Source organism: Nocardioides lianchengensis, assembly GCF_900101465.1.
Classification (GTDB): Bacteria; Actinomycetota; Actinomycetes; order Propionibacteriales; family Nocardioidaceae; genus Nocardioides; species Nocardioides lianchengensis.
The window spans coordinates 73,230-98,481 of sequence record NZ_FMZM01000002.1 but is presented as its reverse complement, the minus strand read 5'-3'; the positions used below and the strand labels follow the sequence as shown (position 1 = coordinate 98,481).

Here is a 25,252-nt window from a genome sequence, read left to right as displayed (position 1 = left end):
TTGTGCCTGTGGGCCGGGTCATCGACGCTGTCGACCGCGGTCAGCAGAAGGTGCCGGTCGTCGGCTTCCCGCTCGCGGTCTTCTACAAGTACCTCGACGACCAGGGCAACTACCTGGCCGCGATCATCGCCTACTACGCGTTCATCGCGATCTTCCCGCTGCTGCTTCTCGGCACCTCGATCCTCGGCTTCATCCTCCAGGGCAACGCGGGTCTGCAGGACCGGATCCTCGACTCGGCGCTCGCGCAGTTCCCGATCATCGGCGACGAGCTCGGCCGCCCGAACGGCCTCGAGGGCTCGACCACCGGCGCCGTCGTCGGTGGCCTGGTCGCCCTGTACGGCGCGCTCGGGCTCGGCCAGGCCATCCAGAACGCGCTCAACCAGGCCTGGGCCATCCCGCGCAACAGCCGGCCCAACCCGGTCCTGCTCCGGCTGCGCAGCCTGCTCCTGCTCGTCACCGCCGGCGTCGCGCTGCTCGGCCTCTCGATCGTCTCGGCCCTGCTCAGCCAGACCGAGGTGTTCGGCGAGTTCGCGTCGTACCGCTGGCCGATCGTCGTGGTCACCGTCCTCCTGGTCACCCTGGTGCTCGCGCTGCTGCTGCGCCTCGGAGCCGCCCGCACCCATCAGCTGCGCAGCGTGCTGCCCGGCGCGTTCGTCGTGGCGCTGATGTGGCAGAGCCTGCAGAGCATCGGCACGGCGTACGTCACCGGCGTCATCGCCGAGGCCGAGGGCATGGACGAGACCTTCGCGGTCGTCCTGGGCCTGATCGGCCTCCTCTGGGTCGCCGCCGTGATGGGCGTGCTCGGCATGGAGGTCAACGTCGTCCTGGCCCGCCGGCTCTGGCCGCGCGCCCTGCTCACGATCGTCACCGACCACGTCGACCTCACCGACGCCGACCGCCGCGCCTACGCGTCGTACGCGCGGATGCAGCGGCACAAGGCCTACGAGGACATCTCGGTCGTCTGGCAGGAGCGGCAGCCCAAGCCGCGCCGGCGCCCCGACCCGCCGGAGGAGTACGACGCCGTCGAGCCGGTGATGGCCGAGGACGAGCCGGAGCCCTCGTCCGAGCCGTCGTCCGAGCCGTCGTCCGAGCCGTCGTCCGAGCCGGAGCCGACCCGGCCGATCAGCCGGCCGGGGGACTAGCCCCGCAGCTTGGCCCGCAACGCGTCGAGCACGTCGTCCCCGAGCCCGAGCCCCGTGCGCAGATAGGTGTCGCGGTCGCCGTACCCCCGCTCGACCGAGGCGTACGACGTCCGCAGGTAGTCGGCGTCGGCGACCAGCACCGGCTGGTAGACCTCGGCCTTGTCCGGGCCGAGGTGCTCGACGATCTGCGCCAGGACGGCCGCGCGGCTGGACTCGGCGTAGGTATTGGTGAGCAGGTAGTCGGCCTCGATCACGTCGTCGGCGACGCCGGCCAGGTGCAGCAGCAGGGCCGCGGTCCAGCCGGTCCGGTCCTTGCCGGCGCTGCAGTGGAAGAGGTGGACGCCGTCGCCGGCGAGGGTGGTGAGCACCCGGCCGAGGGCGGCGCGGGTGGCGTCGTCCTCGACGAAGCCGCGGTAGACCCGCTCCATCATCGCGACGGCGGCCGCGCGGTCGGGCAGGTTCGAGATCTCGTCCATGGGGATGCCGAGCACGTCGACGTGCGACCAGGTGGCGCCCGGGATCTCGATGTCGGGGTGCACGTCGATCTCGTGCTGGCTGCGCAGGTCGAGCACGCCGGTCACGCCGAGGGCCGCGATCGAGGCGGCGTCCTCGTGGGTCAGCCGCAGCTCGTTGGCCCGGAAGAAGACGCCGCGCCGCACGGTCGAGCCGTCGGCGGTGGGGTAGCCGGCACCCGGGCCGGCGACGTCGCGGAAGTTGTCGGCCGACGCGAGCCGGACCAGCTCCTCGGGCAGCTCCTCGGTGGTCACCGCGCCAGGTTAGGCGGCCTCTTCAACGGGAGAGTGAACGGATTCGCCTGACCGGGACTACCGGGATGCGCCACACTTCCGGCCATGATCCGGTTCCTGCCGCTCGTCCTCGGCTTCGTGCTGTGGCTCTACTGCCTCGTCGACTGCATCGGCACCCGCGACGACCGGGTGCGCAACCTGCCCAAGGTCGCCTGGATCATCATCGTCCTGCTCTTCCCGTTCGTCGGGTCGCTGGCCTGGCTGCTCGCCGGCCGCCCCGCGAAGGAGGCGCCGCTCACCCGCGAGCAGGGCGCCGCCCCGGGCTTCTCCGAGTACGAGCGCCGCGGCCGGTTCGCCGCCGCCGACCCGGAGAAGGACGCGGAGTTCCTGCGGCAGGTCCGCGAGCGGGCCGAGCAGCAGCGCCGGGCGTACGACGAGAAGAAGCGCCTCGAGCGCGAGGCGCAGGAGCAGCCGCGCGAGCCGGAGGCCTGATCAGCCGCGGAACGTCCTACTTACCCGGTTATCAGGGTAAGTAGGACACCGCCTCGCTCAGCCGCGCTTCGGCGGCAGCGGCACGAACGCCGAGGTCCGCTCGGCGTACTCGGGGTAGCCGGGCCGCTGCATCATCGTCTTCTCGAGCAGCCGCACGCCGGTGACCTGCACCAGGAAGAACGTCATGATCGCGGGGCAGACGACGGTGGCCAGGCCGGCGACCCAGCCGGAGCCGAGGCCGGCGGCGAGCCAGATGCCCCACCAGACCGTCGCGTCGCCGAAGTAGTTGGGGTGCCGGGTCCAGCCCCAGAGCCCGGAGTCCATGACCTGGGGGCGCGACTCCTTCGGGATCGCCTTGTAGGCCGCGAGCTGCCGGTCGCCGACCGCCTCGAAGAACAGCCCGACGCCCCAGACGACCACGCCGGCGACCACAGCAGGCCACCAGTCGGCGCCGAGGACCGCCCCGACCATGACCGGTACGGCGACCAGCCACTGGGCCAGCCCCTGCACCAGGAACACCCGCCGCAGCGCGGTCGCCATGCCGACCTCGGCGAGCGAGCCCCCGAGCATCTCGGCGTAGCGCGGGTCCTCCTTGCCCTGGTGCTCGCCGATGGCGCGGCCGCGCACGTGCCAGGCGAGCCGGAGCCCCCAGACCGCGACCAGGCCGGTGACGAGCCAGCGCTTCCACGCCGATCCGTCGTCCAGGACGGTCCCGACGACGGCCGACGTCAGGGCGACGAGCACGAAGCCCGCGCCCCAGGCGATGTCGACGACGGCGACCTTGTTGAGCTGCTGCGCGCGGACGGCGGCCGCGCCCATCCCGATCACCACGGCCACCAGGCCGGCGACCAGGACGACGAGGACGCTCACCAGTCACGCACCGGCGGCAGCGAGTGCGGGCCCCCGGGGCGGACCATCAGGATCTGGTCGACGCCCATTCGGCCGTCGCGGAAGGCCATCGAGCCGCCGACGAGGTAGAGCCGCCACACGCGGACGACCTCCTCGCCGACGAGCTCGACGAGGCGGGGGAGGTTCTTCTCGAACCTCTCCAGCCAGCCGGCCACGGTGAGCACGTAGTGCTCCCGCAGCGCGTGCACGTCCCGGACCTCGAGCCCCCCGCGCTCGAGGTACGCGACGGTCTCGCCCACCGGGCGCATGTACATGTCCGGGGCGATGAAGGACTCGATGAACGGCCCTCCGCCCGGCCACTTGCCGGTGCGCGACATCTGCTGGACCAGCACCCGCCCGCCCGGCTTCACCGAGCGCGCGAGCACCGAGGCGTACGTCGGGTAGTTGCCCTCGCCGACGTGCTCGCCCATCTCGATCGAGCCGACCGCGTCGAAGTGGTCGCGCTCGGGGACCTCGCGGTAGTCCTGCAGCCGGATCTGCACCCGATCCTGCAGACCCCGCTCGGCGATCCGGGCGTCGATGAACTTCTTCTGCTCGGCCGCGATGGTCACGCCGACGACCTGCGCGCCGAAGTGCTCGGCCGCGTGCAGCGACAGCGAGCCCCAGCCGCAGCCGACGTCGAGCATCGTCGAGCCGGACGAGAGCCCGAGCTTGCGGCAGACCAGGTCGAGCTTGGCCCGCTGGGCCTCCTCCAGGGACACCGACGGCGAGGCGTGGTAGCCCGACGAGTAGGCCATCGACTCCTCGAGGATGAGCGAGTAGAACTCGTTGGAGAGGTCGTAGTGGTGGCTGATCGAGCGCCGGTCGCGCAGCGGGCTGTGCAGCCGCCCGCGGATCCGGGCCTGCGACGCGGGGGCGGCGGGCGGGAGCCTGAGCAGGCCCAGCCCGGCCACCGCGCGCACGGCCCGCGCGAGGTCGGCCGGCGACGGCCGCTTCGGCAGGCCGCGTTCGCGGGCGACCGCGAAGGCGTGGGTCAGCGCGTCGTCGAGGTCGTGGTGCACCTCGAGCTCGCCGGTGACGTAGGCCTGCGCCGCGCCGAGCTCGCCGGGGTGCCGCAGCAGCCGTCGTACGGCGTCCGGCGAGCGCAGCTCGACCAGCGGGGCGTCGACCGGGCCGGCCTCGGAGCCGTCCCACGCGCGCAGCCGCACGGGCAGGTCGCCGCCGACGAACGGGCGCGCGGCCTCGGCCAGGGTGCTCGCGACGTTCACGAGGCCGCCTTGGTGAGGACGATCTGGTTGACGTCGATGTAGCCGGAGGCGAAGCCGGCGCGCGAGTACTCCAGGTAGAAGTGCCACATCCGCAGGAACATCGGGTCGAAGCCGAGGTCGAGCACGTCCTGGGAGCCGGCCAGGAAGGTCTCGTCCCACATCCGCAGCGTGGCCGCGTAGTGCTGGCCCATCGACAGCTGCTGCTCGAGGCGCAGCGACGTGTGCTTGCGCGTCACCTGGTCGATGACGTGGACCGAGGGCAGGAAGCCGCCCGGGAAGATGTACTTGTTGATCCAGGTCCAGGTGTTGCGGGTGGCCAGCATCCGGTCGTGCGGCATGGTGATCGCCTGGATGCCGGCGCGGCCGCCGGGCGCGAGGACCGCGTCGATGGTCTCGAAGTAGGTCTGCCAGAACTGCCAGCCGACCGCCTCGATCATCTCGATCGACAGCACGGCGTCGTACTGGCCGGTGACCTCGCGGTAGTCGCACAGGTCGACGTCGACCAGGTCGGTGAACCCGGCGGTGGCGATCCGCTCGCGGGCCAGCGTCTGCTGCTCGACCGACAGGGTGATGGTGCGGACCCGGGCGCCGCGGCGGGCGGCCCGGATGGCCAGCTCGCCCCAGCCGGAGCCGATCTCCAGCACCCGGGTGCCCTCGCCGACGTGGGCCAGGTCGAGGAGCCGCTCGATCTTGCGGCCCTGGGCCGTCTCGAGATCGGCGCGTACGGCGGTGGCCGGGTCGCCCTCGAAGAGCGCGGAGGAGTAGCTCAGCGTCGGGTCCAGGAACTGCTCGAACAGGTCGTTCGAGAGGTCGTAGTGGTGCGCGATGTTGCGCTGGGAGTTCTGCTTGCTGCTCAGCTCCTTGCGCGGCGGGCGCGCGACGATGAACGAGCGCAGCTTCTGCAGCCGCTTCGGCACCAGGTCGGTGATCTCCGCGGCCAGCACGGTGAGGAAGCCGCCGAGGTCCTCCGCGTCCCAGGCGCCGGTGAGGTAGGCCTCGCCGAAGCCGATCAGCTGGTCGCGGCCCAGCCGGGCGAAGAACTCGTCGGGCCGGTGCACGACGGCCACCGGGCCGCCGCGGCCGAGCTGCTGCGCGTCGACGCCGGAGCCGAGGTGGACCGTCACGTCGAGCCGGTTGACGGCGGCGCTGAACAGCCGTCGCGCGATCCGGGCGGCCACGGCAGCGCGGGGGCCGACCGGGACGTCGTGGAGACCGGGCCACGGGTCCGTGGTGGCGGTGCGGGCGGGGGCGAGCGTCATGACACTCCTTCCTGGTGGTGGGCGGGTCGGCGGTGCACGGGCAGGCGGCGCAGCCAGAGCCAGACGCCGTGTACCCGGATCAGCACGGCGCCCCTCAGCGCCGCGCCCGCCGCTCGCCGTGGGCTGTCAAAGGACCGCCGGCCGTCCAGCGAGGCGCTGAACGCGGCTCCGTCGTCGGTGTGCAGGGTGACGGCGACCCGGAGCTGGTCGCCCGGCAGCGGTACGGCGAGCTCGTAGCGGCCGTCCGTGCCGTGGAACGGCGAGACGTACATCGCCTTGTCGGTGCTCGCGCGGCCCTGCTCGTCGGGGTGCACGAGGTAGGCGTGGCGGTCGCCGTAGGTGTTGTGGACCTCGACGACGGTGGCGACCTGGCCGCCCCGAGCGTCGAGGCACCAGAAGACCGAGATCGGGTTGAACGTGTGGCCGAGGGTCCGTGGGTGGGCCGCCATCAGCACCCGGGCCGGTCGCTCGAGGCCGGCGTCGGCGAGGAACGCGTCGACGTTCTCCCGGATCGAGCGGTCGGGCGAGCCGAGGTGGTCGCGGGCCTCGAAGCTGCCGAGCAGCCAGGACCGGGCACCGTGGTCGGGCAGGTCGTCGAGGTCGACCAGCCAGGTGTGCGAGCGGTGCGTGAACGACCGCTGGAACGGCGTGCGCCGCGTGTGCCGGATCGTCGTGTCATAGAGGACGGCCCCGGTGGTTGAGGAGGTCGCTCTGCGACCGTCTCGAAACCCGGTGAGCCGGGAAGCAGCGGTGGTCGGGCCCGTCCGTCGACCTACTGGGTTTCGAGACGGTTGCTGCGCAACCTCCTCAACCACCGGAGCAGCGGCCGGCCAGGACAGTCCGAGCCGCTCCGCGGCGGCCAGCCCGGAGCGTGCGCCGTCCTCGTGGAAGCCCCAGCCGTGGTAGGCGCCGGCGAAGGCGATCCGGTCGGTGTCGAGCTCGGGCAGCCGGGCCTGGGCGGCGACCGAGGCGGGGTTGTAGAGCGGGTGCTCGTACTCCATCCGGTCGATGACCAGGGCCGGGTCGACGAGGTGCTCGCCGCCGAGGGTGACCAGGTAGTGGGTGTCGGTGTCGAGGCGCTGCAGCCGGGTCAGGTCGTAGGTGACGACCACGCCGTCGCGCTCCTCGGCCGGCCGGTGGAAGTTCCACGAGGCCCAGGTCTGCTCCAGGCGCGGCAGCAGCGAGGTGTCGGTGTGCAGCAGCGCGGTGTTCGGCGAGTACGGCATCGCGCCGAGCACCTCGGTGTGCCGCGGGGTCGGCTCGGCGAGCAGGGCCAGGGCCTGCGCGGGGTGGGTCGCGACCACGACCGCGTCGTACGACGTGACGACGCCGTTGCCGTCGGTGAGCTCGACGCCGGTCGGGGTCTCCAGCAGCGAGGTGACCTTGGTGCCGGTGCGGACCTCCGCGCCGGCGGCGGCGAGCGCGGCGGCCACGCGGTCGACGTACTCGTGGGAGCCGCCGGTGACCGTGCGCCACGTCGGCGAGCCGAAGATGCTCAGCATCCCGTGGTGCTGGAGGAACGAGAACAGGTAGCGGGCCGGGTAGTCGAGGGACACCGCCGGGTCGCAGGACCAGACAGCGGCGACGAGCGGCTCCATGAAGTGTCGCGCGAAGTACGGCGTGAAGCCGCCCACCTCCAGGAACGCCCGCAGCGTCAGGTCGTCCCCGGGCCGGGCCAGCAGCGCCTTCGCGCGACGGTGGAAGCGCGGGATCTCGGTGAGCATCCGCAGGTAGCGGGGGTTCGCGAGGTGCCCGCGAGTCGGCAGCACCCCCTGACGGCCGAGCGCGCCGGCCCACTCCAGGCCGGTGCCGGCGTCGCTGATCGACATCGACATCTCCGACTCCTGGGTCTCGACGCCGAGCTCGGAGAACAGGCGCAGGAGGACGGGGTAGGTCAGCTCGTTGTGGACGATGAATCCGGTGTCGATGGCCAGCCGGTCGTCGCCGTCCTGGACCAGGTGGGTGTCCGCGTGCCCGCCCAGACGGTCGTCGGCCTCGAACAGCGTGACGTGCGCGCTGCGCGAGGCGACGTAGGCGGCCACCAGGCCGGCCACGCCGGAGCCGACGACCGCCACGCGGCGGTGGGGCTGACCGGTCATGCCTGATCGAACCCGACGACCGCGACGACCTCGCCCTCGGGCTCACCGCTGGTGGAGCCGCCGTCGGTCTCGACGGTGATGCCGAAGCCATCGGCGGTCGCAGGGTCCCCGGACAGCTCGACCACGTTGTCGGGACCGTCGGGCATCAGCCCGGCGGCGACCATCCTGTCGTCGTGCTGGAGCCAGAGCTCGTAGACCTTGCCGGAGGGAGCGTCGGCCATGTTCTTCGTGACGATGGCCGCCTTGTTCATTGAGGTCGAGCGGTAGAGCGTCGCCGAAGATCCGTCGGGGAAGTCCTTGCTGAAGGACTGCACGTCGTCGGCGGCCTTGATCCGGTCCACGGCCGAGGGCTGGACCTGCGAGCTCTCGTCCTGCCAGGGCTGGGTGACGCCGACGCCGACGCCGATGGCCGTCACCACCGCAGCGGCAGCGACCAGTCCGGGAAACCAACGGCGCGCGGGCCGACGCGCCACCGCCTCTCCGGAGACCAAACCCGTCACGAGGGGCGGCAGCGGCCGCACGGTGGCGATGTCGGCGAGCACCCGGTCGCGCAGCCCGGCGGGCGGCGCCTCCAGGACGGTCTCAGCCATCAGCGCGCTGGCTTCCTGGAGACTCGCCACCTCGGCCCGGCAGGCCGGGCAGTCGGCGAGGTGCCGCTCGAACTGGGCCCGCTCGATGTCATCGAGCGCGTCGACGGCGTACGCCCCGGAGAGGGCGTGGATGTCGATGCTCATGCGCCCCCAACTCCCATCGTGTCGCGCAACCGGATCAGGCCGTCTCGGATGCGGGTCTTGGCGGTGCCGACCGGGAGGTCGAGCAAGCCTGCCACTTCTGTGTGCGTGTAGCCCCCGAAGTACGCGAGCTCCAGTGCTTCGCGCTGGACCGGGGTGAGGCTACCGAGTGCAGTGCGCACCCGGCGGGCCTCGAGCGAGGCGTGGGCCGCCTCGGCGGTCGCGTCGTGGTCGACCGGCTGGTTCTGCTGGTGGTACGACGTGTCGCGACGCGTGGACGCCTCTGCGGACCGGACCCGGTCGACCGATTTGCGGTGCACGATCGTCAGCATCCAGGCGAGCGGGCTGCCGCGATCGGGGTCGAACCGGCTGGCCGTGCGCCAGATCTCCAACAGTGCCTCCTGCGTCACCTCCTCGGCCTGCGCCCGGTCGCGGACGACCCGGACGGCGAGTCCGAAGACGCGCGGCGAGACGGCGTCGTACAGCTGGCTGAAGGCGCCCTGGTCCCCACGCCCGGAGAGCTTCAGCAGCTCTGCGAGGTCGGGGGCCACCGACGCCCCCTCCGCAGGGGAGGGGGCGTCGGAGACGGGCCGTAAGGGGTCCACGTGATGATCCTTGCGTCTCAGGTCAAGACCTTGGTGACGGGGATCGTCACATCGCCGGCATCAGGACGGTGTCGATGATGTAGACGGTGGCGTTGGCGGTCTGCACGTTGCCGCACAGGACGGTGGCTCCCTCGGTGCCGATGGTCGCCTCCTCGCCCTCACCCTCGATGGTCAGCTTGTCGCCGGCCAGCGTCTCGAACTCGCCCGACAGCTGGTCGGGGCTGATGCGCTCCGGCACCACGTGGTGGCTGAGGACGGTCCCGAGCAGCTTCGGGTCCTTCATGGCGGCCTCGAGGGTCGCCTGGTCCATCGCCTCGAAGGCCGGGTTGGCCGGCGCGAAGACGGTCAGGGCCTCGGCCGAGTTCAGCGCGTCGCCCAGGCCGGCCACGCCGACCGCCTCGACGAGGGTGCTGAGCAGCGGGTTGGCGCTCGCCGCAGTGGCGACCGGCTCGGCGGCCATGCCGCTGAACGAGGCGGCGCTGTCGTCGGTGGGGATGTCGCCACAGGCCGGGCCGTAGGTGTCGGCGGCCGCGTCGGTCATCCCGGCGTCCTCGGACGGCGAGGTCTCCTCGGACGGGGCGCTGGAGCTGGAGGAGCTGGTGTCGTCGCTCGCGGTGCTGCTGCTGTCGTCGCTGCCACAGGCGGCGAGACCCACGGAGAGCGTGATCGCGGCGGTCGCGAGGGCGCCGGTGCGGCGCAGGGTCTGGAGCTTCATGGTGATGCCTTCCGTCGGTGGGATTACGTGAGTGATTCGGGGTGAGGCCCGGACCGGATTGGTCCGGATCGGAAAAAGTTGGTCACGAGACCGTGACGCGGGTCTCCTGCACGCCGCTGGAGCCCTCAGGGAAGGGCTTCGCGCGCACAGGGGTCTGGGTCTCGCCGTCGCCGCTGATGGCGCGGACCGCGAGGGCGTGCTGGCCGGAGTCGGCGTTCCAGGGCAGGTACCACTGGCGCCAGTAGTCGTTGCCGGCGTCCGGGCCGAGGGTGGCGTCCTGCCAGGACCCGCCGTCGATGCGCACCTGCACCTTGGCCACGCCGCCGCGCTGCTGCGCCCACGCGACACCGCCGATGAACGTCTCGCCGGGGTCGATGGTCGACAGGGACTTGGGCGTGTCGATGCGGCTGGAGATCTTGATGGGGGCGTCGGTGGCCCACTTCTTCTTGGTCCAGTACGCGTCCTGCTCGGCGTACGTCGTCAGCGTCATCCGGGTGATCCACTTGGTCGCGCTGATGAAGCCGTAGAGGCCGGGGATGACCATCCGGGCCGGGAAGCCGTGCTCGAGCGGCAGCGGCTCGCCGTTCATGCCGACCGCGAGCAGCGCGTCGCGGCCGTCGATGGCCAGGTCGAGCGGGGTGCTGATCGTCATCCCCTCGACGTCCTCGCTGAAGATCTGGTCGGCCTTGGTCGAGTCGATGCCGGCCCGGTCGAGCAGGTCCTTCAGGGGTACGCCGAGCCAGCGCGCGGCGCCGACGTACTTGCCGCCGACGTCGTTGGAGACGCAGGTCATGGTGATGTCGCGCTCGACCATCGGCATCTCGAGGATCTCGTCGAAGGTGAAGCTGACCTTCTGGTCGACGTCGCCGTCGATGGTCAGCGTCCAGTCGTCGAGGTCGATGACGGGCAGGGTCAGGCGGGTGTCGACGCGGTAGAAGTCGCCGTTCGGGGTTTGGAACGGCGTGATGCCCTCGATCTTGCCCTCGATGCCCTGCGGGAGGGGCGGGGCGGGGTCGGCGGCCGCGGGGAGGTCGACGTTCGAGATCCGGGTGCGAACGCGCGCGATCCACTCGCCGGCACCGCCGACGACGGCGGCCGCCGCGGCCAGGACCGCGGTCGCGACCAGGACGCCGCGCCGGCTGGCGCCGCGGGCGGGCGCGGGCCGCTCGGCGGAGTCGACCACGTCGGGGTCGCCGGCCGACCCGGTGGCCCCGGCCATCGCGTCGTGCGGGGCGGCCACGGCGGACCCGCGCCGGAAGGTGCGGTCGAGGAACCACAGCGCGGCCACGGCGACGATCGCGGCGACCAGGCTGGGGAGCAGGTCGAGGGTCTCGAACTGGGGCCGGTTGGCCGTCGCCGCGCCGGCCACGACGACCAGCACGACCAGCAGGCCGGCGCCGAGTGCGAGCCGGCGCCGGGCGAGCACGCCGGCGATCGCGGCCAGGACCAGCACGCCGGCGAAGACCGAGCCGATCAGGATCGGCTTGTCCTTGGTGCCGAAGTTCTGGATGGCCCACTCCTTCAGCGAGGTGGGCGTCAGGTCGATGACCTGCGAGCCCACCGCCAGGACGGGGGAGGCGGCAGGGTCGGTCAGACCGGCCACCAGATGGGCGAGTGCGACCGCCACCAGGGTGGCCAGCACCCCGAAGCCTGCGTACGCGAGACGTGTCCTCATGGGGGGTGTTCGTCGCGGACGGCCCGGACGGATTGGCGTGGGGCAGGATGCGCGGCATGAGCGACGTCACTGCCGAGCTGGTCCACTACGCCGTCGAGGACGGCGTCGCGACCCTCACCCTCGACTCCCCGCACAACCGCAACGCCCTCTCCCGGCAGCTGGTCTCCGAGCTGCTCGCCGGTCTCGAGCGGGCCGACGGCGACCCGGCGGCCACGGTGGTCGTCCTGCGCGCGGCCGGGAAGGTCTTCTGCTCCGGCGCCGACCTGGCGGAGGCCGCGGGCGGCAGCATGGAGGAGGGCGCGCTGACCATCGTCCGGCTGCAGCGACAGCTGCTCACCCTGGCCAAGCCGGTCGTGGTCCGGCTGCACGGGGCGGTCCGGGCCGGCGGTATCGGGATCGTCGCCGCGGCCGACGTCGTGGTCGCCGCCGAGGACGCCACCTTCGCGCTGACCGAGGTGAAGCTCGGCCTGGCCCCGGCCGCGATCTCACTGACCGTGCTGCCCCGGCTGACCTCGCGGGCCGCCGCGCTCACCGCCCTGGGCGGCGAGGTGTTCACGGGAGCGCAGGCGGCGTCGTACGGGCTGGTGACGGAGGCGGTCCCCGCCGACGCGCTGGACGCGGTCGTGGACCGGGTCGTCGCGTCCCTGGTCACGGGGGCGCCCCAGGGGTTGCGCGAGACCAAGGCGCTGCTCAACCGCGACCTGGTGGCCCACCTCGACGCCCGGGGCCCCGAGGTGGCCGCGCTCAGTGCCCGGCTCTTCGGCTCCGAGGAGGCGAAGACGGCGATGACGGCGTTCCTGAGCCGCAAGAAGAGCTGACGACCACCCGTGTAACGGTCTGGGAAACTGGCGTCGGGCATGCCCCGGCGCCGGATAGAGTTGCTCTCTTGCCGCGTCCCGTCCGGGACCGGCGAGAAGAGGGCAGGGCACGTGGGTGCGGAGGGGAACGCAGCGTTGACGGACGAGGCAACGGAGTCCCGGGAGATCGCGCAGGAGCAGGCGTTCGTCGACCGGGTGTACCTCCAGCTGGAGGACTCGGCGAAGGCGGCGCAGGAGCTGGCGCGCGAGGGGCACGAGCGGGGCCGGCTGGGCCACGAGGGCGGGCTGGTCGAGCGGGACGCGATGGTCTTCCAGGCCGCGAAGCGGATCGCCCAGCTCGACGCCGCCCACGAGGGCCTGGTCTTCGGCCGGCTGGACCTGCGGCCGGGTCTCGACCCCGAGCCGCGGTACGTCGGCCGCATCGGCCTGCGTGACGCCGACCGCGACTCGCTCCTCATCGACTGGCGCGCGCCCGCGGCCGCGGTGTTCTACCAGGCCACCGCCGCCGAGCCCCAGCACGTCATCCGCCGCCGGGTGCTGCGCTCCGACGGCCGCAAGGTCGCCGGCGTCGAGGACGAGCTGCTCGACGCCGCCGCGCTCGAGGAGGACGGCGTCGACCTGCCGATCGTCGGCGAGGGCGCGCTGATGGCACAGCTCTCGCGGGCCCGCGACCGGTCCATGCACTCCATCGTCGCCACCATCCAGGCCGAGCAGGACAAGGCGATCCGGGCGCCCGGCAAGGGCGTCGTGTCGATCTCCGGCGGACCCGGCACGGGCAAGACCGTGGTCGCGCTGCACCGCGCGGCGTACCTCCTCTACAACGACCGGCGCCGCTACGAGACCGGCGGCGTGCTCGTCGTCGGCCCCAGCGGCGTCTTCATGCGCTACATCGAGCGGGTGCTGCCGAGCCTCGGCGAGACCGCCGTCGCGCTGCGCTCGCTCGGCGAGGTCGTCGACGGCCTCAAGGCCAGCCGGCACGACGAGCCGGCGGTGGCCGACGTGAAGGGCTCGGCGCGGATGGCCGAGCTGATCCGTCGTACGGCGCGGCAGCAGGCGCCGGGCAGCCCCACCGAGTTCCGCGTCTTCTACCGCGACGACACGGTCGTGCTCGACCGCGGGGTGCTCGGGCGGGTGCGCCGCAACCTGATGTCGCAGGGCCGGCGCAACCGCCAGCTGCCCCGGGTGACCCAGATGCTGCTCGACCAGATGTGGCGCCAGGTCCGCGGCGAGCGCGGCCGGGAGCGGGGCCGGGAGTCGTTCGACGAGGAGATGCTCGGCAACGACGCCTTCCTCGACTTCGCGGCCGCCTGGTGGCCGCCGCTCGACGCCCCCTCGGTGCTCGCCTGGCTGCGCGAGCCCGAGCTCCTCGCCCGGGTCGGGGAGGGCGTGGTCTCCGCCGAGGAGCAGCGGCTGCTGCTGAAGTCGTGGACCGCCGGCGGCCCGCCCTCGGTCGAGGACGTGCCGCTGATCGACGAGCTGCGCTACGCACTCGGCGACGTCCCGGCCAAGACCGAGGACGAGCGCGACAACCCGCTGACCGCCATCCAGGGCGCGATCGACCTGCAGGAGCTCTTCACCGCCTCCGACCGGGAGTACGCCCCGACCGGGCGTGCCTGGGCGCCGCCGACGCACAGCATCGAGGACGACGGCTACGCCCACGTCCTCATCGACGAGGCGCAGGACCTCACGCCGATGCAGTGGCGGATGGTCGGGCGCCGCGGACGGACCGCCTCCTGGACCATCGTCGGCGACCCCGCGCAGTCCTCCTGGCCGGTGCCGGCCGAGGCCGCCGCCGCCCGCGCCGAGGCGCTGGAGCGCAAGGTCCAGCACGACTTCCACCTCTCGACCAACTACCGCAACTCGTCCGAGATCTACGAGCACGCGGCGGCGTACGCCTCGCGGGTCGGGCTCGACGCCGACCTGCCCACCGCCGTCCGCTCCACCGGCGAGCACCCGACGGTCGTCGAGGGCGTGGTCGACGTGGAGGCGGCGACCCGGTCCGCCGTGGTCGAGATCGCCGGCCGGGTCTCCGGCACGGTCGGCATCGTGGTCCCTGTCGCTCGCCGCTCGGAGGTCAACGCCTGGCTGGCCTCCTGGCCCGAGCTCGCCGACGCCGCCCCCGGCGCCCGCGCGGCCATCGACTCCTCGGTGACCCCGTCGGGCGAGGACCGGGTCGTCGTCCTGACGGGTCTCGACACCAAGGGCCTGGAGTTCGACGGCATCGTCGTCGTCCGCCCGCAGGAGATCGAGGACGAGTCGGCCACCGGCCGGGCGACGCTGTACGTCGTCCTCACCCGCGCGACCCAGCTGCTGACCACGATCTCCTGATCGCGGTTTCCGGCCGCCTCCGCTCGGGGAGGGAGCGGGGCATGGGACGCATCGGGATCGTGGTCGGGCTGGTGGGCGCGCTGGTCGCGGGGCTGGTCGTGGGGTTCGGCGTGGGCTGGGCGGTCTCCGGCGGCTCGGACGACGCCGACCTCGCCTGCGCGGCGGCCGAGCGGCTGCCGGCGGAGCTGCCCGACACCGAGGACGGCGACGACCCTCCGGGGATCGGGCTGCTCAACCGGGTGGCCGGCGTCGGCCTGCTCGCCCAGGGCGCCGGGCAGACCGGGGACTCCCAGGGCGACCTGGACGACCTCGGCCGTGCCGGGCAGGAGCTGAGCCGGGTCCTGCAGACCCTGCGCCTCGAGGACTACAGCGACGCGCGCGACGCCCTGCTCCGGGCGTGCGACGACCGCTGACTAGGGTCCTGGGCGTGACCGACGTGGAGCACTACGAGTCCCTCCTCGCGGAGGGTCCCTTCGACACCGAGTCCCTCACCGTGCTGGTGGTCGCCGGGGCCACCCAGCAGGACGTCGCCACGGCGCTCGGCATCGACCTGGCCGCGGACCCGACCGAGTACCCCGAGGCCGACGACGAGGAGTTCTCGGCGTACGCGATCACCGACGTGGAGGGCGGCGTCCTCGCCGTCGAGCACAGCGGGTACGCCGATCCCAGCCTCGACGCCCTGCGCGCCCTCTCCGCCGGCGGCCGGAGCGTCGCGGTGGTCCGCGACAACATCCAGGCGCACGTCCGGTTCGGCTGCGCCCGTGACGGGGAGGTGGTGTTCGACGACGACGAGTACCTCTTCCTCGACGACCCCTCCCCGGTCCCGGCGGAGCTGCGTCCCCTCTTCGACCTCGCCTGGGTGGACCCGGAGGACGAGGACGCCGAGGACGACGCCGACGCCGTCGCTGTCGGCCTGGCCATGGCCGAGGTGGTCACCGGGCTGCGGCTCACCGCCGAGGACCTCCAGCGGGTCGCCGACTCCGGCTACCGACTGGCGCCGAGCCTGGTCTACCTGCCCGACGCTGATTGAGCCGGTCGCGCCCCCCGGTGGTTGAGCAGGTCGCGCAGCGACCGTGTCGACACCCCCGCAGCCCGAGAGTCCCTGTCGAGCCCGCCGCCACCGGCTCGTCGGTCGTGGGCCGCGGGTCGGTGGCCGGGCGTGGCCTGCTCCCCGCGGCCCGAGCGAACCCGCAAGCAGCGCAATTGCGCCGGCTACGGGCGAGTAGGCCTTGCCGGTTCCCTCAACCGGCGCAATGGCGCTGCTTGGGGATACGCACGGGTGGCCGGCCCGCCCAGGATCCGGCGCGCGGTCCGTGCGGGCCCGCGGCACAACTAGAGTTCCGCCATGACTGCCTCACGTGACGCCCGGGCCGCGATCGACGCGCTCCAGGGGCACGAGGCCTGGGCGATCATCCGGCGCTCCACGCGCGCGGGCGACCGTGACACCGTCGGCCTGGTCGGCGGGCGTCGTACCGTCGTGGAGTCGATCCTCGACGTGCCGCTCGAGGCCGGGGTGCCGGCCGACGGGCACATCGCCGACCGGCTGCTCGCCGTCCCGTTCCGCCAGGTCGCGGAGCGCGGGTTCGAGGCGCACGACGACGGGACCCCGCTGGTCGTGGTCGACGTCGAGACCGAGCTGGAGTTCTCGGTCGCCGAGATCGTCGACGCGATCGACGACACCGGGGTCGAGTTCGCCGACCGGGGCGGGTTCGAGACCGACGACGAGGAGTACGGCAAGCTCGTCGAGGCGATCATCCGCGACGAGATCGGCCAGGGCGAGGGCGCCAACCTGGTCATCGGACGCCACTACCGCGCCACCGTCGCCGACTGGGGTGCGCAGCGGGCGCTCACCGTCTTCAAGCGGCTCCTCGAGCGCGAGCGCGGCGCCTACTGGACCTACGTCTTCTTCACCGGCGACCGCTACCTGATCGGCGCCAGCCCGGAGCGGCACGTCTCCATCCACGGCGGCGACGTCCGGATGAACCCGATCAGCGGCACCTTCCGCATCCCCTCCGAGGGCGACACCCAGCAGCAGCTCCTCGACTTCCTCCACGACGAGAAGGAGATCTACGAGCTCTTCATGGTCGTCGACGAGGAGCTGAAGATGATGTGCGACATCTGCGACCGGGGCGGCCAGGTGCTCGGGCCGTTCCTGAAGCCGATGAGCCGTCTCGTGCACACCGAGTACCTCCTCGCCGGGCAGACCGACCGGGACCCGCGGGAGGTGCTGCGGGACACCATGTACGCCGCCACCGTGACCGGCAGCCCGGTCGAGAACGCCTGCCGGCTGATCAAGCAGTACGAGTCGGTGGGCCGCGGCTACTACGGCGCAGCGCTGGCCATCCTGGGCCGGGACGGCGACGGGGAGCCGGTGCTCGACAGCCCGATCGTGATCCGCACCGCCGACGTCGACCTGGAGGGTCGGCTGACCGTGACCGCGGGTGCGACTCTGGTCCGCGACTCGGACCCGGCGTACGAGGTCGCCGAGACGCACGCCAAGGCCGGCGGCATCCTCAGCGCCTTCGGCCTGGTCCCGCCGGCCCCGGTGCCGACCACGAACCTGGCCGAGCTCGTCAACGACGAGGACGTGCTGCTGGCGCTCAACAAGCGCAACCGGCGGCTGTCGCGGTTCTGGCTGACCGACCAGGGCGGCTCCCGGCCCGACCCCGGCCTGGCCGGCAAGCGCGTGGTGATCCTCGACGGCGAGGACGACTTCGTGAACATGCTGCGCCACGTCCTCGGCGTGCTCGGCATGACCAGCGAGGTGGTCCGCCACGAGGACTACGCACCCGGGGTCCTGGACGGCTTCGACCTGGTGATCGTCGGCCCCGGGCCGGGCGACCCGCGCGACGGCGACGACCCCAAGATGGCCCAGCTGCGCGCGGCCGTGGCCGAGCTGATGGCGGCCGAGCGGCCCTTCCTCGCGGTCTGCCTCGGCCACCAGGCGCTCTGCCACCACCTCGGCATCCCGCTGGCCTACAAGGACATCGTCTTCCAGGGCACCCAGTCACCGGTCGTCATCGACGGCCGGACCGAGCGGGTGGGGTTCTACAACACCTTCGTCGGCCGGGTGGACGCGGCGACCGCGCTGCCCGCGGGTGTGAGCGTCGAGACCGAGCCGGGCTCCGGCGACGTGCACCTGCTGCGCGGCCCGCACTACCGGGGCATCCAGTTCCACGCCGAGTCGATCCTCACCGAGCACGGCTACGACCTGCTGCACGAGCTGGTCGCCGACCTCCTCGTTCCTCAGGTTCCCTAGGTTCCCTGGGGTTCCCGAGAGTCGTCTTGGGTCCTAGGGTGGCGAGGTCAGGAACACGGGCCCGACGGTGACTGCCCCCCAGCGCCGCCGGGTCCGTCCTATTTCCGGGGCAGTAGGTTGCTGACCGTGGCCGGAGCGGACGTGGTCGTCGTGGACCACCACGACTCCTACACGTGGAACCTGGTCCACCTCGTCGCCGGCGTGACCGGGGTGCTGCCCCGCGTGGTCCAGCACGACGAGGCGGACGCCGCCGACCTGCTCCGCCACGAGTACGTCGTCCTGTCGCCGGGACCCGGCCACCCCGCCTCGCCGCGTGACTTCGCGGTCGGCCGCGAGGTGCTGCTCGCCGGCACCCGGCCGGTGCTGGGCGTCTGCCTCGGCATGCAGGGCCTCGTGACGTCGTACGGCGGCCGCGTCGACCGGGTGCCGCCCGGGCACGGCGTGCTGGCGAGCGTCGAGCACGACGGTGCCGGGCTGTTCGCCGGCGTACCGACCCCGTTCGCGGCGGTCCGCTACCACTCGCTGGCCGCCCTGGAGCTGCCCGCGTGCCTGCGGGTGACCGCGACCGACGCGTCGACCGGGCTGACCATGGCCGTCGCCCACCGGGACCTGCCGCTCGTCGGCGTCCAGTTCCACCCCGAGTCGATCCTCTCCGAGCACGGCGCGCGGCTGGTGGCCAACTTCCTGGAGCTGTCGTGAACGGGACTGTGGGGGACCCCGTCGCCGCGTTCCGTGACGTCGCCGCCGCCCACGCCCGCTGCGTGTGGCTCGACGGCGGCGGCGCGCGCGCGTGGTCCGGGCGGCGCTCGCTCCTCGGCTGGCTGGAGCCCGACGACGTCTCGCTCACCTACTCGGCCGCCACCCGCGAGGTGGTCCGGCACGCCTCCGGGCGGTCCGAGGTGGTCGGCGACGACCCGTTCGCCGTCCTCGAGGCCGAGCTCGCCGCCGGCTCGTCCACCGACCAGTGGTTCGGCTACCTCGGGTACGCCGCCCGCGCGGACCTGCCGGCGTACCCCTCGGACACGGTGCCGGATGCGGTCTGGATGCGGCCGAGCCACGTGCGGCTCTTCGACCACGAGCCGGGGGCGGGACAGGCCGAGAACCTCCCACGGCCCCGGATCACCGGCGACGTCGCACCCGCCTCCTACGCCGCCCACTTCGGCCGCGTCCAGGAGCACCTGCACGCGGGCAACAGCTACGAGGTCAACCTGACCTACCGCGCCGACGTGGCTGCCGACCTCGACCCGGCGACGGCGTACCTGCGGCTGCGCGAGCTCAACCCCGCGCCGTACGCCGGGTTCCTGCAGCACGACGTGCCGGGCGCGGAGGCGTGGCTGCTGAGCTCCAGCCCGGAGCGGTACGCCGTGGTCGGGGCGGACCGGAGCATCGAGACCAAGCCGATCAAGGGGACCACCCTGCGCGGGGCGACGCCGGCGGAGGACGACGCGCGGCGGCGTGAGCTGGCGGCGGAGCCGCGGTTCCGCAGCGAGAACCTGATGATCGTCGACCTGCTGCGCAACGACCTGTCGACGGTCTGCGAGGTCGGGTCGGTCGGGGTGCCGGTGCTGATGGAGGTCGAGTCGTACGCGACCGTGCACCAGCTGGTCTCGACGGTGCGCGGGCGGCTGCGCGACGACGTGACCACCCTCGGCGCGGTCCGCGCGCTCTTCCCGGCCGGGTCGATGACAGGCGCCCCGAAGCAGCGCACCATGGAGATCGTGCAGGAGGTCGAGGACACCCCACGCGGCGCGTACGCCGGCGCTTTCGGCTGGGTCTCCGCCGACGGCCGCGCCGACCTGGGCGTGGTCATCCGCTCGCTCACGACCGCCGGCGACGGGGTCTACCGGCTCGGCACGGGGGGCGGCATCACGGTCCACTCGTCCGCGAACGAGGAGTACGCCGAGTCCCGCTGGAAGGCCGAGCGGCTGCTGCGGGTGTTCGACGCCGACCCACCGACACCGGGAGGAAACACCGCGTGACTACCCTCGACGACATGGAGCAACCGCACGTCATCGTGCTCTTCGGCGCCACCGGCGACCTGGCCAAGCGCAAGCTGCTGCCGGGCCTGCTGCGCCTCTTCGAGGCCGGCCTGCTCAAGGACTCCTGCATCGTGGGGACGTCGCTGGAGGAGATTGACACCGACACGTTCGTGAAGATCGCCCGCGACGCCTGTGAGGAGTTCGGCAAGGGCGACGTGACCGACGCCCGCTGGGCGCCGTTCGCCGAGATGCTGAGCTACGTGTCGCAGGGCGCCGGCCCGCACGCGCTGGCCGAGGCGGTGCACGTCTCCGAGGCGGTGCTGGCCCGCCACGGCGAGGAGATCGGCCGGCTGCACTACCTCAGCGTGCCGCCGAAGGCCGCGCTCGACGTGATCCGCCAGCTCGACGAGGCGGGCCTGGTCGAGCGGTCGCGGATCATCATGGAGAAGCCGTTCGGCACCGACCTGGATTCGGCCAAGAGGCTGAACGCGCGGGTCCACGAGGTCTTCGACGAGAGCCAGGTCTTCCGCATCGACCACTTCCTCGGCAAGGAGGCGGCCCAGAACATCCTGGCGTTCCGGTTCGCCAACGGCCTCTTCGAGCCGATCTGGAACCGCAACTTCATCGACCACGTGCAGATCGACGTACCGGAGACCCTCGGCCTCGAGGGGCGTACGGCGTTCTACGAGGGCACCGGCGCCTACCGCGACATGGTCGTCACCCACCTGATGCAGGTGCTGGCCTTCATGGCGATGGAGCCGCCCACGTCGCTGGCGCCGGACCCGATCAGCGACGAGAAGCTGAAGGTCTTCCGCTCGATGCGGCCGATCGAGCCGCACAACGTCGTCCGCGGCCAGTACAACGGCTACCGCGGCAAGGCCGCCGTCGCCGAGGACTCCGACACCGAGACCTTCGTGGCGCTGAAGGTCGAGATCGACAACTGGCGCTGGGCGGGCGTGCCGTTCTTCCTGCGCACCGGCAAGAAGCTCGCCGAGGGCGCCCGGATCATCTCGATCGCCTTCAAGGAGCCCCCGCTGACGATGTTCCCGGCCGGCTCGAACGTCGGCCGCCAGGGCCCCGACCACCTCACCTTCGACCTGGCCGACCAGTCCCGGATGTCGCTGTCGTTCTACGGCAAGAAGCCGGGCCCGGGCATGAAGCTCGAGAAGCTGTCGATGCAGTTCGCCACCCACGAGACGTCGTCGTCCGCGTCGGTGCTGGAGGCCTACGAGCGGCTCATCCACGACGCCATGCGCGGCGACCACACCCTCTTCACGACCGCCGCCGGCATCGAGACGCTGTGGGAGAAGTCGATCCCGCTGCTCAACGACCCGCCGCCGGTGCGCGGCTACGCGCCGGGCAGCTGGGGCCCCAACGCCATCCACCAGCTGATCGCCCCGCACGCCTGGCGGCTGCCCTTCGAGCGGTCCTGGCGCGACTCGAACACGACGGTGCGGTAGGTCTCGATACGCCGCTCGTCCCTCGCGGCTACTCGACCACCGAAGACGTACGACGCCGCTCGTCCCTCGCGGCTACTCGACCACCGAAGACGTACGACGCCGCTCGTCCCTCGCGGCTACTCGACCACCGAAGACGTACGACGCCGCTCGTCCCTCGCGGCTACTCGACCACCGAAGACGTACGACGCCGCTCGTCCCTCGCGGCTACTCGACCACCGAAGACGTACGACGCCGCTCGCCGGAGTCGGTGTACTCGACGTCGCCGAAGTCGACGACGCGCCTCGCGTTCGCGAGCGAGGTGACGACGGCGGTGCCGAGCGGGCCGGTGCGGTCGAAGACGGCGGCGGTGCCGACGGCGATGCCGTCGACCTCGACCCGGTCCAGGGCGGACATGCCGATCGAGAGGCCGACGGGCTCGCGGGCCAGGGTGAGGGTGATGTCGGTGTTGATGTACTCGATCCCGCGGTCGCCCCAGTTGGTGACCATGCTGGCGCCGTCGGCGATCGAGGCGACCGCCTGGAACGGCGACGTCGGCTCGCCCGAGACGATCGGGATCGCGGTGTTCCAGGACGACTTGCGGTCGTCGTTCTGGTGCAGGCCGAAGGACTGCGACCAGCCGACGGAGCTGTGGAAGAACGGCACGTGCGGCTCCTCCGACGCCGGGGCGACGTCGAGCGGCGGCGGGACCGGCCGGTCGTCGGGCGACCAGACGGAGCCCTCGGTCGAGGCGGTCGGCAGCAGGAAGAGCGCGCTGGCCCGGGCGACCCGCACCTCGGTGCCGTCGACCTCCTGGGTCAGCACCGCGTCGACCAGGCAGAGCCGCGGCCCCTCCCGCACGACCTCGGTCGTCACCCGGCAGTCCCGCATCCGGGCCGCCTTGAACAGGTCGACGGTGTAGCGCGCCGGCCGCAGCTCGGTCCGCCCCAGCTCGCGCACCCGCTGCTCGGCCCCGCGCGCCAGCGCACCGCTGACGGCCACGCCGTGCATCTGGTCGTCGTCCCACATGCTGCGGGCCATGTCGGTCGGGGTCAGCGCGTCACCGGACTCGGCCGGGCGGAAGAAGGACAGCTGCATGCCCGTCATGGTGGGGTCTCCCCGGCGTACGTCGCCAGCTGCTGCATGGTCTCCTTGACAGCCGAGACGACCGGTGCCTCGTCGTACGGCTTGGTGTCGGCGGCGTTGACCACCAGCACCACGTCGCCGACCTGCACGAACCCGGTGACGCCGAGCACCTCGGTGCCGGGGTTCGCGACCATCCGGGCGTCGTCGGCGCCGGCGATCTCGGGCTCGGTCACGCTGCCGTCGTCGGGGGCGCCCATCTGCTCCCAGGCGGCGTCGAGGCCGGCGGGGAAGACGAGGTAGTTGGCGTCCACGACGGCCTCGCCCTCGGTCTGCGGCACCAGCGCGCAGCGCGGGGAGTCCTCGGTGCCCCGGTCGACCTCCACGGAGGTGCCGAGGACCCGGGCGATCCGTGCGGCGTCGAGGCCGTCGCAGGGGTTCCAGACCGGGTCGGCGGACGCGCTGGCCGACGGCTCCGCGGACGGCTCGGGGGAGGACGACGAGTCGCCACCGCACCCCGCCAGCAGCAGCGGTACGACGAGCAGCGCGACCCGGGCCCTCACGCCTCGGCCTCGGTCGAGGCGGCGGGCTCGGCGGGCGGCGGGGTGGACGCGCCGGGGATCCGCAGCACCATCCGGGCACCGCCGGACGCGGCCCGACCGGCCGCGACGGTGCCGGAGTGCCGCACCGCGACCTGCTGGACGATGGAGAGCCCGAGCCCGGAGCCGGGCATCGAGCGCGACTCGTCGGAGCGCCAGAACCGCTCGAAGACCCGCGGCAGGTCGGCGTCGGCGATGCCGGGGCCCTCGTCCTCGACGGTCAGCTCGCCGTCGGTGAGGGCGACCCGGACCGTGCCGCCGGCGGGGCTCCACTTCACCGCGTTGTCGAGCAGGTTGGTCACCGCGCGCTCGAGGGCGCCCTGCTCGCCGATGACGTACCAGGGGTCGACGTCGAGGTCGATGCGCACCCCGGGGCCGCGGCGGCGTACCCGGGACAGGGCGTGGTCGACCACCTCGGCCAGGTCGACGGTCTCGATGACGTGGGCCATCGGTTCGTCGCGGGCCAGCTCGACCAGGTCGCCGATCAGCGTCGTCATCTCCTCGATCTGGGCGCGGACGTCGTCGAGCAGCTCGGCCCGGGCCTCGGGCGGGAGGGCGGCCCCGCCGGACGCGTCGGACTGGGCCAGCAGGTCGAGGTTGGTGCGCAGCGAGGTGAGCGGGGTGCGCAGCTCGTGCCCGGCGTCGGCGACCAGCTGTCGCTGCCGGTCGCGGGAGGCCGCGAGCGAGGCGAGCATCTGGTTGAAGGCCGAGGACAGCCGGGCGATCTCGTCGTGGCCCTCGACCGGGATCGGCTGCAGCTCCTCGGTGCGGGCGATGTGCTCGACCCGCCCGGTGAGCAGCCGGACCGGGCGCAGGCCGTTGGCGGCCACGCCCCAGCCGGCCATCGCCGCGGCGATCACGCCGGCCGCACCGAAGAGGGCCATCACGACCCCGAGCTTGGTCAGCAGCTGCTCCTGCGACTCCAGGGACTCGCAGATGACGAGGGCCTCGTCGTCGCGGTAGGGCACCGCCACGACCCGGAACCGGCTGTCGCTGTCGTGCGCCCGCGCGGTCCGCACGCTCAGGTCGGACTTGCCGGCCGCGACCTCGAGCTCGGCGTCTCCGAGCTTGGGGACCTCGCCGTCCTTGTAGGGGTAGAAACCCCGGCCGTCGGCGCTGATCGTGCCGATCCGGACGTCGGTCGAGGTCAGGGCCCAGGCCGGGAACTCGTTGCCGGTGTTGGCGTTGATGAAGACCGGCAGCCCGGCGGTCGCGTTCGCGCGCTCGATCAGCGAGTCGTCCATCGAGGCCTGCAGCTGCATGCGGACGACGACGTACGCCCCGACGGCGACGAACGCGACGGCGACGCCGACGGCCATCGTCGTGAGCAGGGTGACCCGGCTGGCCAGGGACCGGCGGTAGTGCCAGCGTCCGTCGGGGTCGAGCGTGCCGGTCACGATTCCTTCAGCACGTAGCCGACGCCGCGGACCGTGTGGATCAGCCGCGGCTCCTCCTCGGCCTCGGTCTTGCGGCGCAGGTAGCCGACGTAGACCTCCAGCGAGTTGGCGGTGGTCGGGAAGTCGTAGCCCCAGACCTCCTCGAGGATGAAGCTGCGCTCCAGGACCCGCCGGGGGCGGCGCAGGAACATCTCGAGCAGGGTGAACTCGGTGCGGGTCAGCTCAATCGGGCGCGCGCCGCGGCGTACCTCGCGGGTCGCGACGTCCATCGTCAGGTCGGAGAAGGCGAGGACCTCCTCGTCGGCGTCGTCGGCGGGGACGACGCGGCGCAGCAGCGCCCGCAGCCGGGCCAGCAGCTCGGCCAGCGCGAACGGCTTGGTGAGGTAGTCGTCGGCGCCCGCGTCCAGGCCCTCGACCCGGTCGCCGACGGCGTCGCGAGCCGTCAGCACGAGGATCGGGACGTCGTGGCCGGCCGTGCGCAGCGCGCGGGTCGTCTCGATGCCGTCGAGGCGCGGCATCATCACGTCCATCACCACGACGTCGGGCGCGACCCGGCCGATGCTGGCCAAGGCCTCGGCGCCGTCGGAGGCCAGGTGGACGTCGTACCCGTTGAACTCGAGCGAGCGGCGCAGCGACTCGCGCACGGCCTTGTCGTCGTCGACGACGAGGACGCGTGGCAGGGGCACGGGAGGCACGTCCCTACTGTGCCAGGCCTGGCTGAGCCCTGTCTGAGAACGCGTGTGCGGACGACCCGGTTCGGGTAGATCACAGC

The 25,252-nt window shown here is 72.6% G+C and carries 23 protein-coding genes; 10 read left to right on the top strand and 13 right to left on the bottom strand.

Going from position 1 to position 25,252, the window contains the following annotated elements; translation table 11 throughout:
• Window positions 1-8 precede the first annotated feature (8 nt).
• On the top strand, window positions 9-1,142 hold the full coding sequence (locus BLT76_RS03975) for a YihY/virulence factor BrkB family protein (protein ID WP_090851053.1): 1,134 nt from the start codon (window positions 9-11) through the stop codon (window positions 1,140-1,142).
• On the opposite strand, the gene BLT76_RS03970 is transcribed toward BLT76_RS03975, so the two are convergent.
• Window positions 1,139-1,909, bottom strand: coding sequence for a tyrosine-protein phosphatase (locus BLT76_RS03970; RefSeq protein ID WP_090851050.1), 771 nt, complete (start codon window positions 1,907-1,909; stop codon window positions 1,139-1,141). The genes BLT76_RS03975 and BLT76_RS03970 overlap by 4 nt on opposite strands.
• A gap of 84 nt (window positions 1,910-1,993) precedes the next feature.
• Between BLT76_RS03970 and BLT76_RS03965 the strand changes: the two genes are divergently transcribed.
• Complete coding sequence (locus BLT76_RS03965; protein ID WP_090851047.1) at window positions 1,994-2,380, top strand: PLD nuclease N-terminal domain-containing protein; 387 nt, start codon at window positions 1,994-1,996, stop codon at window positions 2,378-2,380.
• Window positions 2,381-2,437: 57 nt separating this feature from the next.
• Here the strand turns inward: BLT76_RS03965 and BLT76_RS03960 are convergent, their stop codons facing one another.
• The 8 genes from BLT76_RS03960 to BLT76_RS03925 all read right to left on the bottom strand — a co-directional run bounded on the left by BLT76_RS03960 (window position 2,438) and on the right by BLT76_RS03925 (window position 11,581).
• Entirely contained in the window at window positions 2,438-3,250 is an 813-nt protein-coding gene (locus tag BLT76_RS03960) for a DUF1295 domain-containing protein (protein ID WP_244509245.1), read from the bottom strand.
• Window positions 3,247-4,497 carry an SAM-dependent methyltransferase gene (locus tag BLT76_RS03955; RefSeq protein WP_090851044.1) on the bottom strand — a complete coding sequence of 417 codons (1,251 nt, stop codon included), beginning with the start codon at window positions 4,495-4,497 and terminating at the stop codon, window positions 3,247-3,249. Before BLT76_RS03955 ends, BLT76_RS03960 begins: the two co-directional genes overlap by 4 nt.
• Entirely contained in the window at window positions 4,494-5,756 is a 1,263-nt protein-coding gene (locus BLT76_RS03950; protein ID WP_090851041.1) for an SAM-dependent methyltransferase, read from the bottom strand. The genes BLT76_RS03955 and BLT76_RS03950 overlap by 4 nt, the downstream gene beginning before the upstream one ends.
• Window positions 5,753-7,855: an FAD-dependent oxidoreductase gene (locus BLT76_RS03945; RefSeq protein WP_090851036.1), complete on the bottom strand. Its 2,103-nt coding sequence runs from the start codon at window positions 7,853-7,855 to the stop codon at window positions 5,753-5,755. The genes BLT76_RS03950 and BLT76_RS03945 overlap by 4 nt, the downstream gene beginning before the upstream one ends.
• Window positions 7,852-8,589, bottom strand: a complete 738-nt coding sequence (locus tag BLT76_RS03940; protein WP_090851033.1) for an anti-sigma factor — start codon at window positions 8,587-8,589, stop codon at window positions 7,852-7,854. Before BLT76_RS03940 ends, BLT76_RS03945 begins: the two co-directional genes overlap by 4 nt.
• Window positions 8,586-9,137, bottom strand: coding sequence for an ECF RNA polymerase sigma factor SigK (gene sigK, locus BLT76_RS03935; protein WP_244509244.1), 552 nt, complete (start codon window positions 9,135-9,137; stop codon window positions 8,586-8,588). The genes BLT76_RS03940 and sigK overlap by 4 nt, the downstream gene beginning before the upstream one ends.
• Before the next feature lie 100 nt (window positions 9,138-9,237).
• Window positions 9,238-9,906 carry a fasciclin domain-containing protein gene (locus tag BLT76_RS03930; RefSeq protein WP_090851027.1) on the bottom strand — a complete coding sequence of 223 codons (669 nt, stop codon included), beginning with the start codon at window positions 9,904-9,906 and terminating at the stop codon, window positions 9,238-9,240.
• An 82-nt stretch (window positions 9,907-9,988) separates the two neighbouring features.
• The gene (locus BLT76_RS03925) at window positions 9,989-11,581 is read right to left on the bottom strand and encodes a molybdopterin-dependent oxidoreductase (RefSeq protein WP_090851023.1); all 1,593 of its coding nucleotides are present in this window, start codon (window positions 11,579-11,581) and stop codon (window positions 9,989-9,991) included.
• Between the two features lie 56 nt (window positions 11,582-11,637).
• Here BLT76_RS03925 and BLT76_RS03920 point away from each other — a divergent pair, with 56 nt between their 5' ends.
• The 8 genes from BLT76_RS03920 (at window position 11,638) to zwf (ending at window position 21,425) form a co-directional block, all read left to right on the top strand.
• On the top strand, window positions 11,638-12,399 hold the full coding sequence (locus BLT76_RS03920; RefSeq protein ID WP_090851020.1) for an enoyl-CoA hydratase-related protein: 762 nt from the start codon (window positions 11,638-11,640) through the stop codon (window positions 12,397-12,399).
• 135 nt (window positions 12,400-12,534) lie between these two features.
• Window positions 12,535-14,727, top strand: coding sequence for a HelD family protein (locus tag BLT76_RS03915; protein ID WP_090851017.1), 2,193 nt, complete (start codon window positions 12,535-12,537; stop codon window positions 14,725-14,727).
• A 41-nt stretch (window positions 14,728-14,768) separates the two neighbouring features.
• Window positions 14,769-15,140: a hypothetical protein gene (locus BLT76_RS03910; protein WP_090851015.1), complete on the top strand. Its 372-nt coding sequence runs from the start codon at window positions 14,769-14,771 to the stop codon at window positions 15,138-15,140.
• A gap of 14 nt (window positions 15,141-15,154) precedes the next feature.
• Window positions 15,155-15,757: a DUF6461 domain-containing protein gene (locus tag BLT76_RS03905; protein ID WP_090851013.1), complete on the top strand. Its 603-nt coding sequence runs from the start codon at window positions 15,155-15,157 to the stop codon at window positions 15,755-15,757.
• Window positions 15,758-16,072: 315 nt separating this feature from the next.
• Window positions 16,073-17,986 carry an anthranilate synthase family protein gene (locus tag BLT76_RS03900; protein ID WP_090851011.1) on the top strand — a complete coding sequence of 638 codons (1,914 nt, stop codon included), beginning with the start codon at window positions 16,073-16,075 and terminating at the stop codon, window positions 17,984-17,986.
• Window positions 17,987-18,112: 126 nt separating this feature from the next.
• Complete coding sequence (locus BLT76_RS03895) at window positions 18,113-18,685, top strand: anthranilate synthase component II (RefSeq protein ID WP_090851009.1); 573 nt, start codon at window positions 18,113-18,115, stop codon at window positions 18,683-18,685.
• Window positions 18,682-19,965 carry an anthranilate synthase component I family protein gene (locus BLT76_RS03890; RefSeq protein WP_090851007.1) on the top strand — a complete coding sequence of 428 codons (1,284 nt, stop codon included), beginning with the start codon at window positions 18,682-18,684 and terminating at the stop codon, window positions 19,963-19,965. Before BLT76_RS03895 ends, BLT76_RS03890 begins: the two co-directional genes overlap by 4 nt.
• 14 nt (window positions 19,966-19,979) lie before the next feature.
• A complete protein-coding gene (gene zwf / locus BLT76_RS03885) occupies window positions 19,980-21,425 on the top strand; it encodes a glucose-6-phosphate dehydrogenase (protein ID WP_090852112.1) in 1,446 nt (481 codons plus the stop codon).
• A gap of 204 nt (window positions 21,426-21,629) precedes the next feature.
• On the opposite strand, the gene BLT76_RS03880 is transcribed toward zwf, so the two are convergent.
• From BLT76_RS03880 to BLT76_RS03865, 4 genes are read right to left on the bottom strand one after another with little or no spacing between them, the layout of a single operon-like run.
• Window positions 21,630-22,499, bottom strand: coding sequence for an acyl-CoA thioesterase domain-containing protein (locus tag BLT76_RS03880; RefSeq protein WP_244509243.1), 870 nt, complete (start codon window positions 22,497-22,499; stop codon window positions 21,630-21,632).
• 5 nt (window positions 22,500-22,504) lie between these two features.
• Window positions 22,505-23,047, bottom strand: a complete 543-nt coding sequence (locus tag BLT76_RS03875; RefSeq protein ID WP_090851003.1) for a DUF3558 domain-containing protein — start codon at window positions 23,045-23,047, stop codon at window positions 22,505-22,507.
• On the bottom strand, window positions 23,044-24,480 hold the full coding sequence (locus BLT76_RS03870) for a sensor histidine kinase (protein WP_244509242.1): 1,437 nt from the start codon (window positions 24,478-24,480) through the stop codon (window positions 23,044-23,046). The genes BLT76_RS03875 and BLT76_RS03870 overlap by 4 nt, the downstream gene beginning before the upstream one ends.
• Window positions 24,477-25,175 (bottom strand): response regulator transcription factor, encoded by a 699-nt coding sequence (locus BLT76_RS03865; protein WP_280139618.1) that lies wholly within the window; start codon window positions 25,173-25,175, stop codon window positions 24,477-24,479. The genes BLT76_RS03870 and BLT76_RS03865 overlap by 4 nt, the downstream gene beginning before the upstream one ends.
• Between the last annotated feature and the right edge of the window lie 77 nt (window positions 25,176-25,252).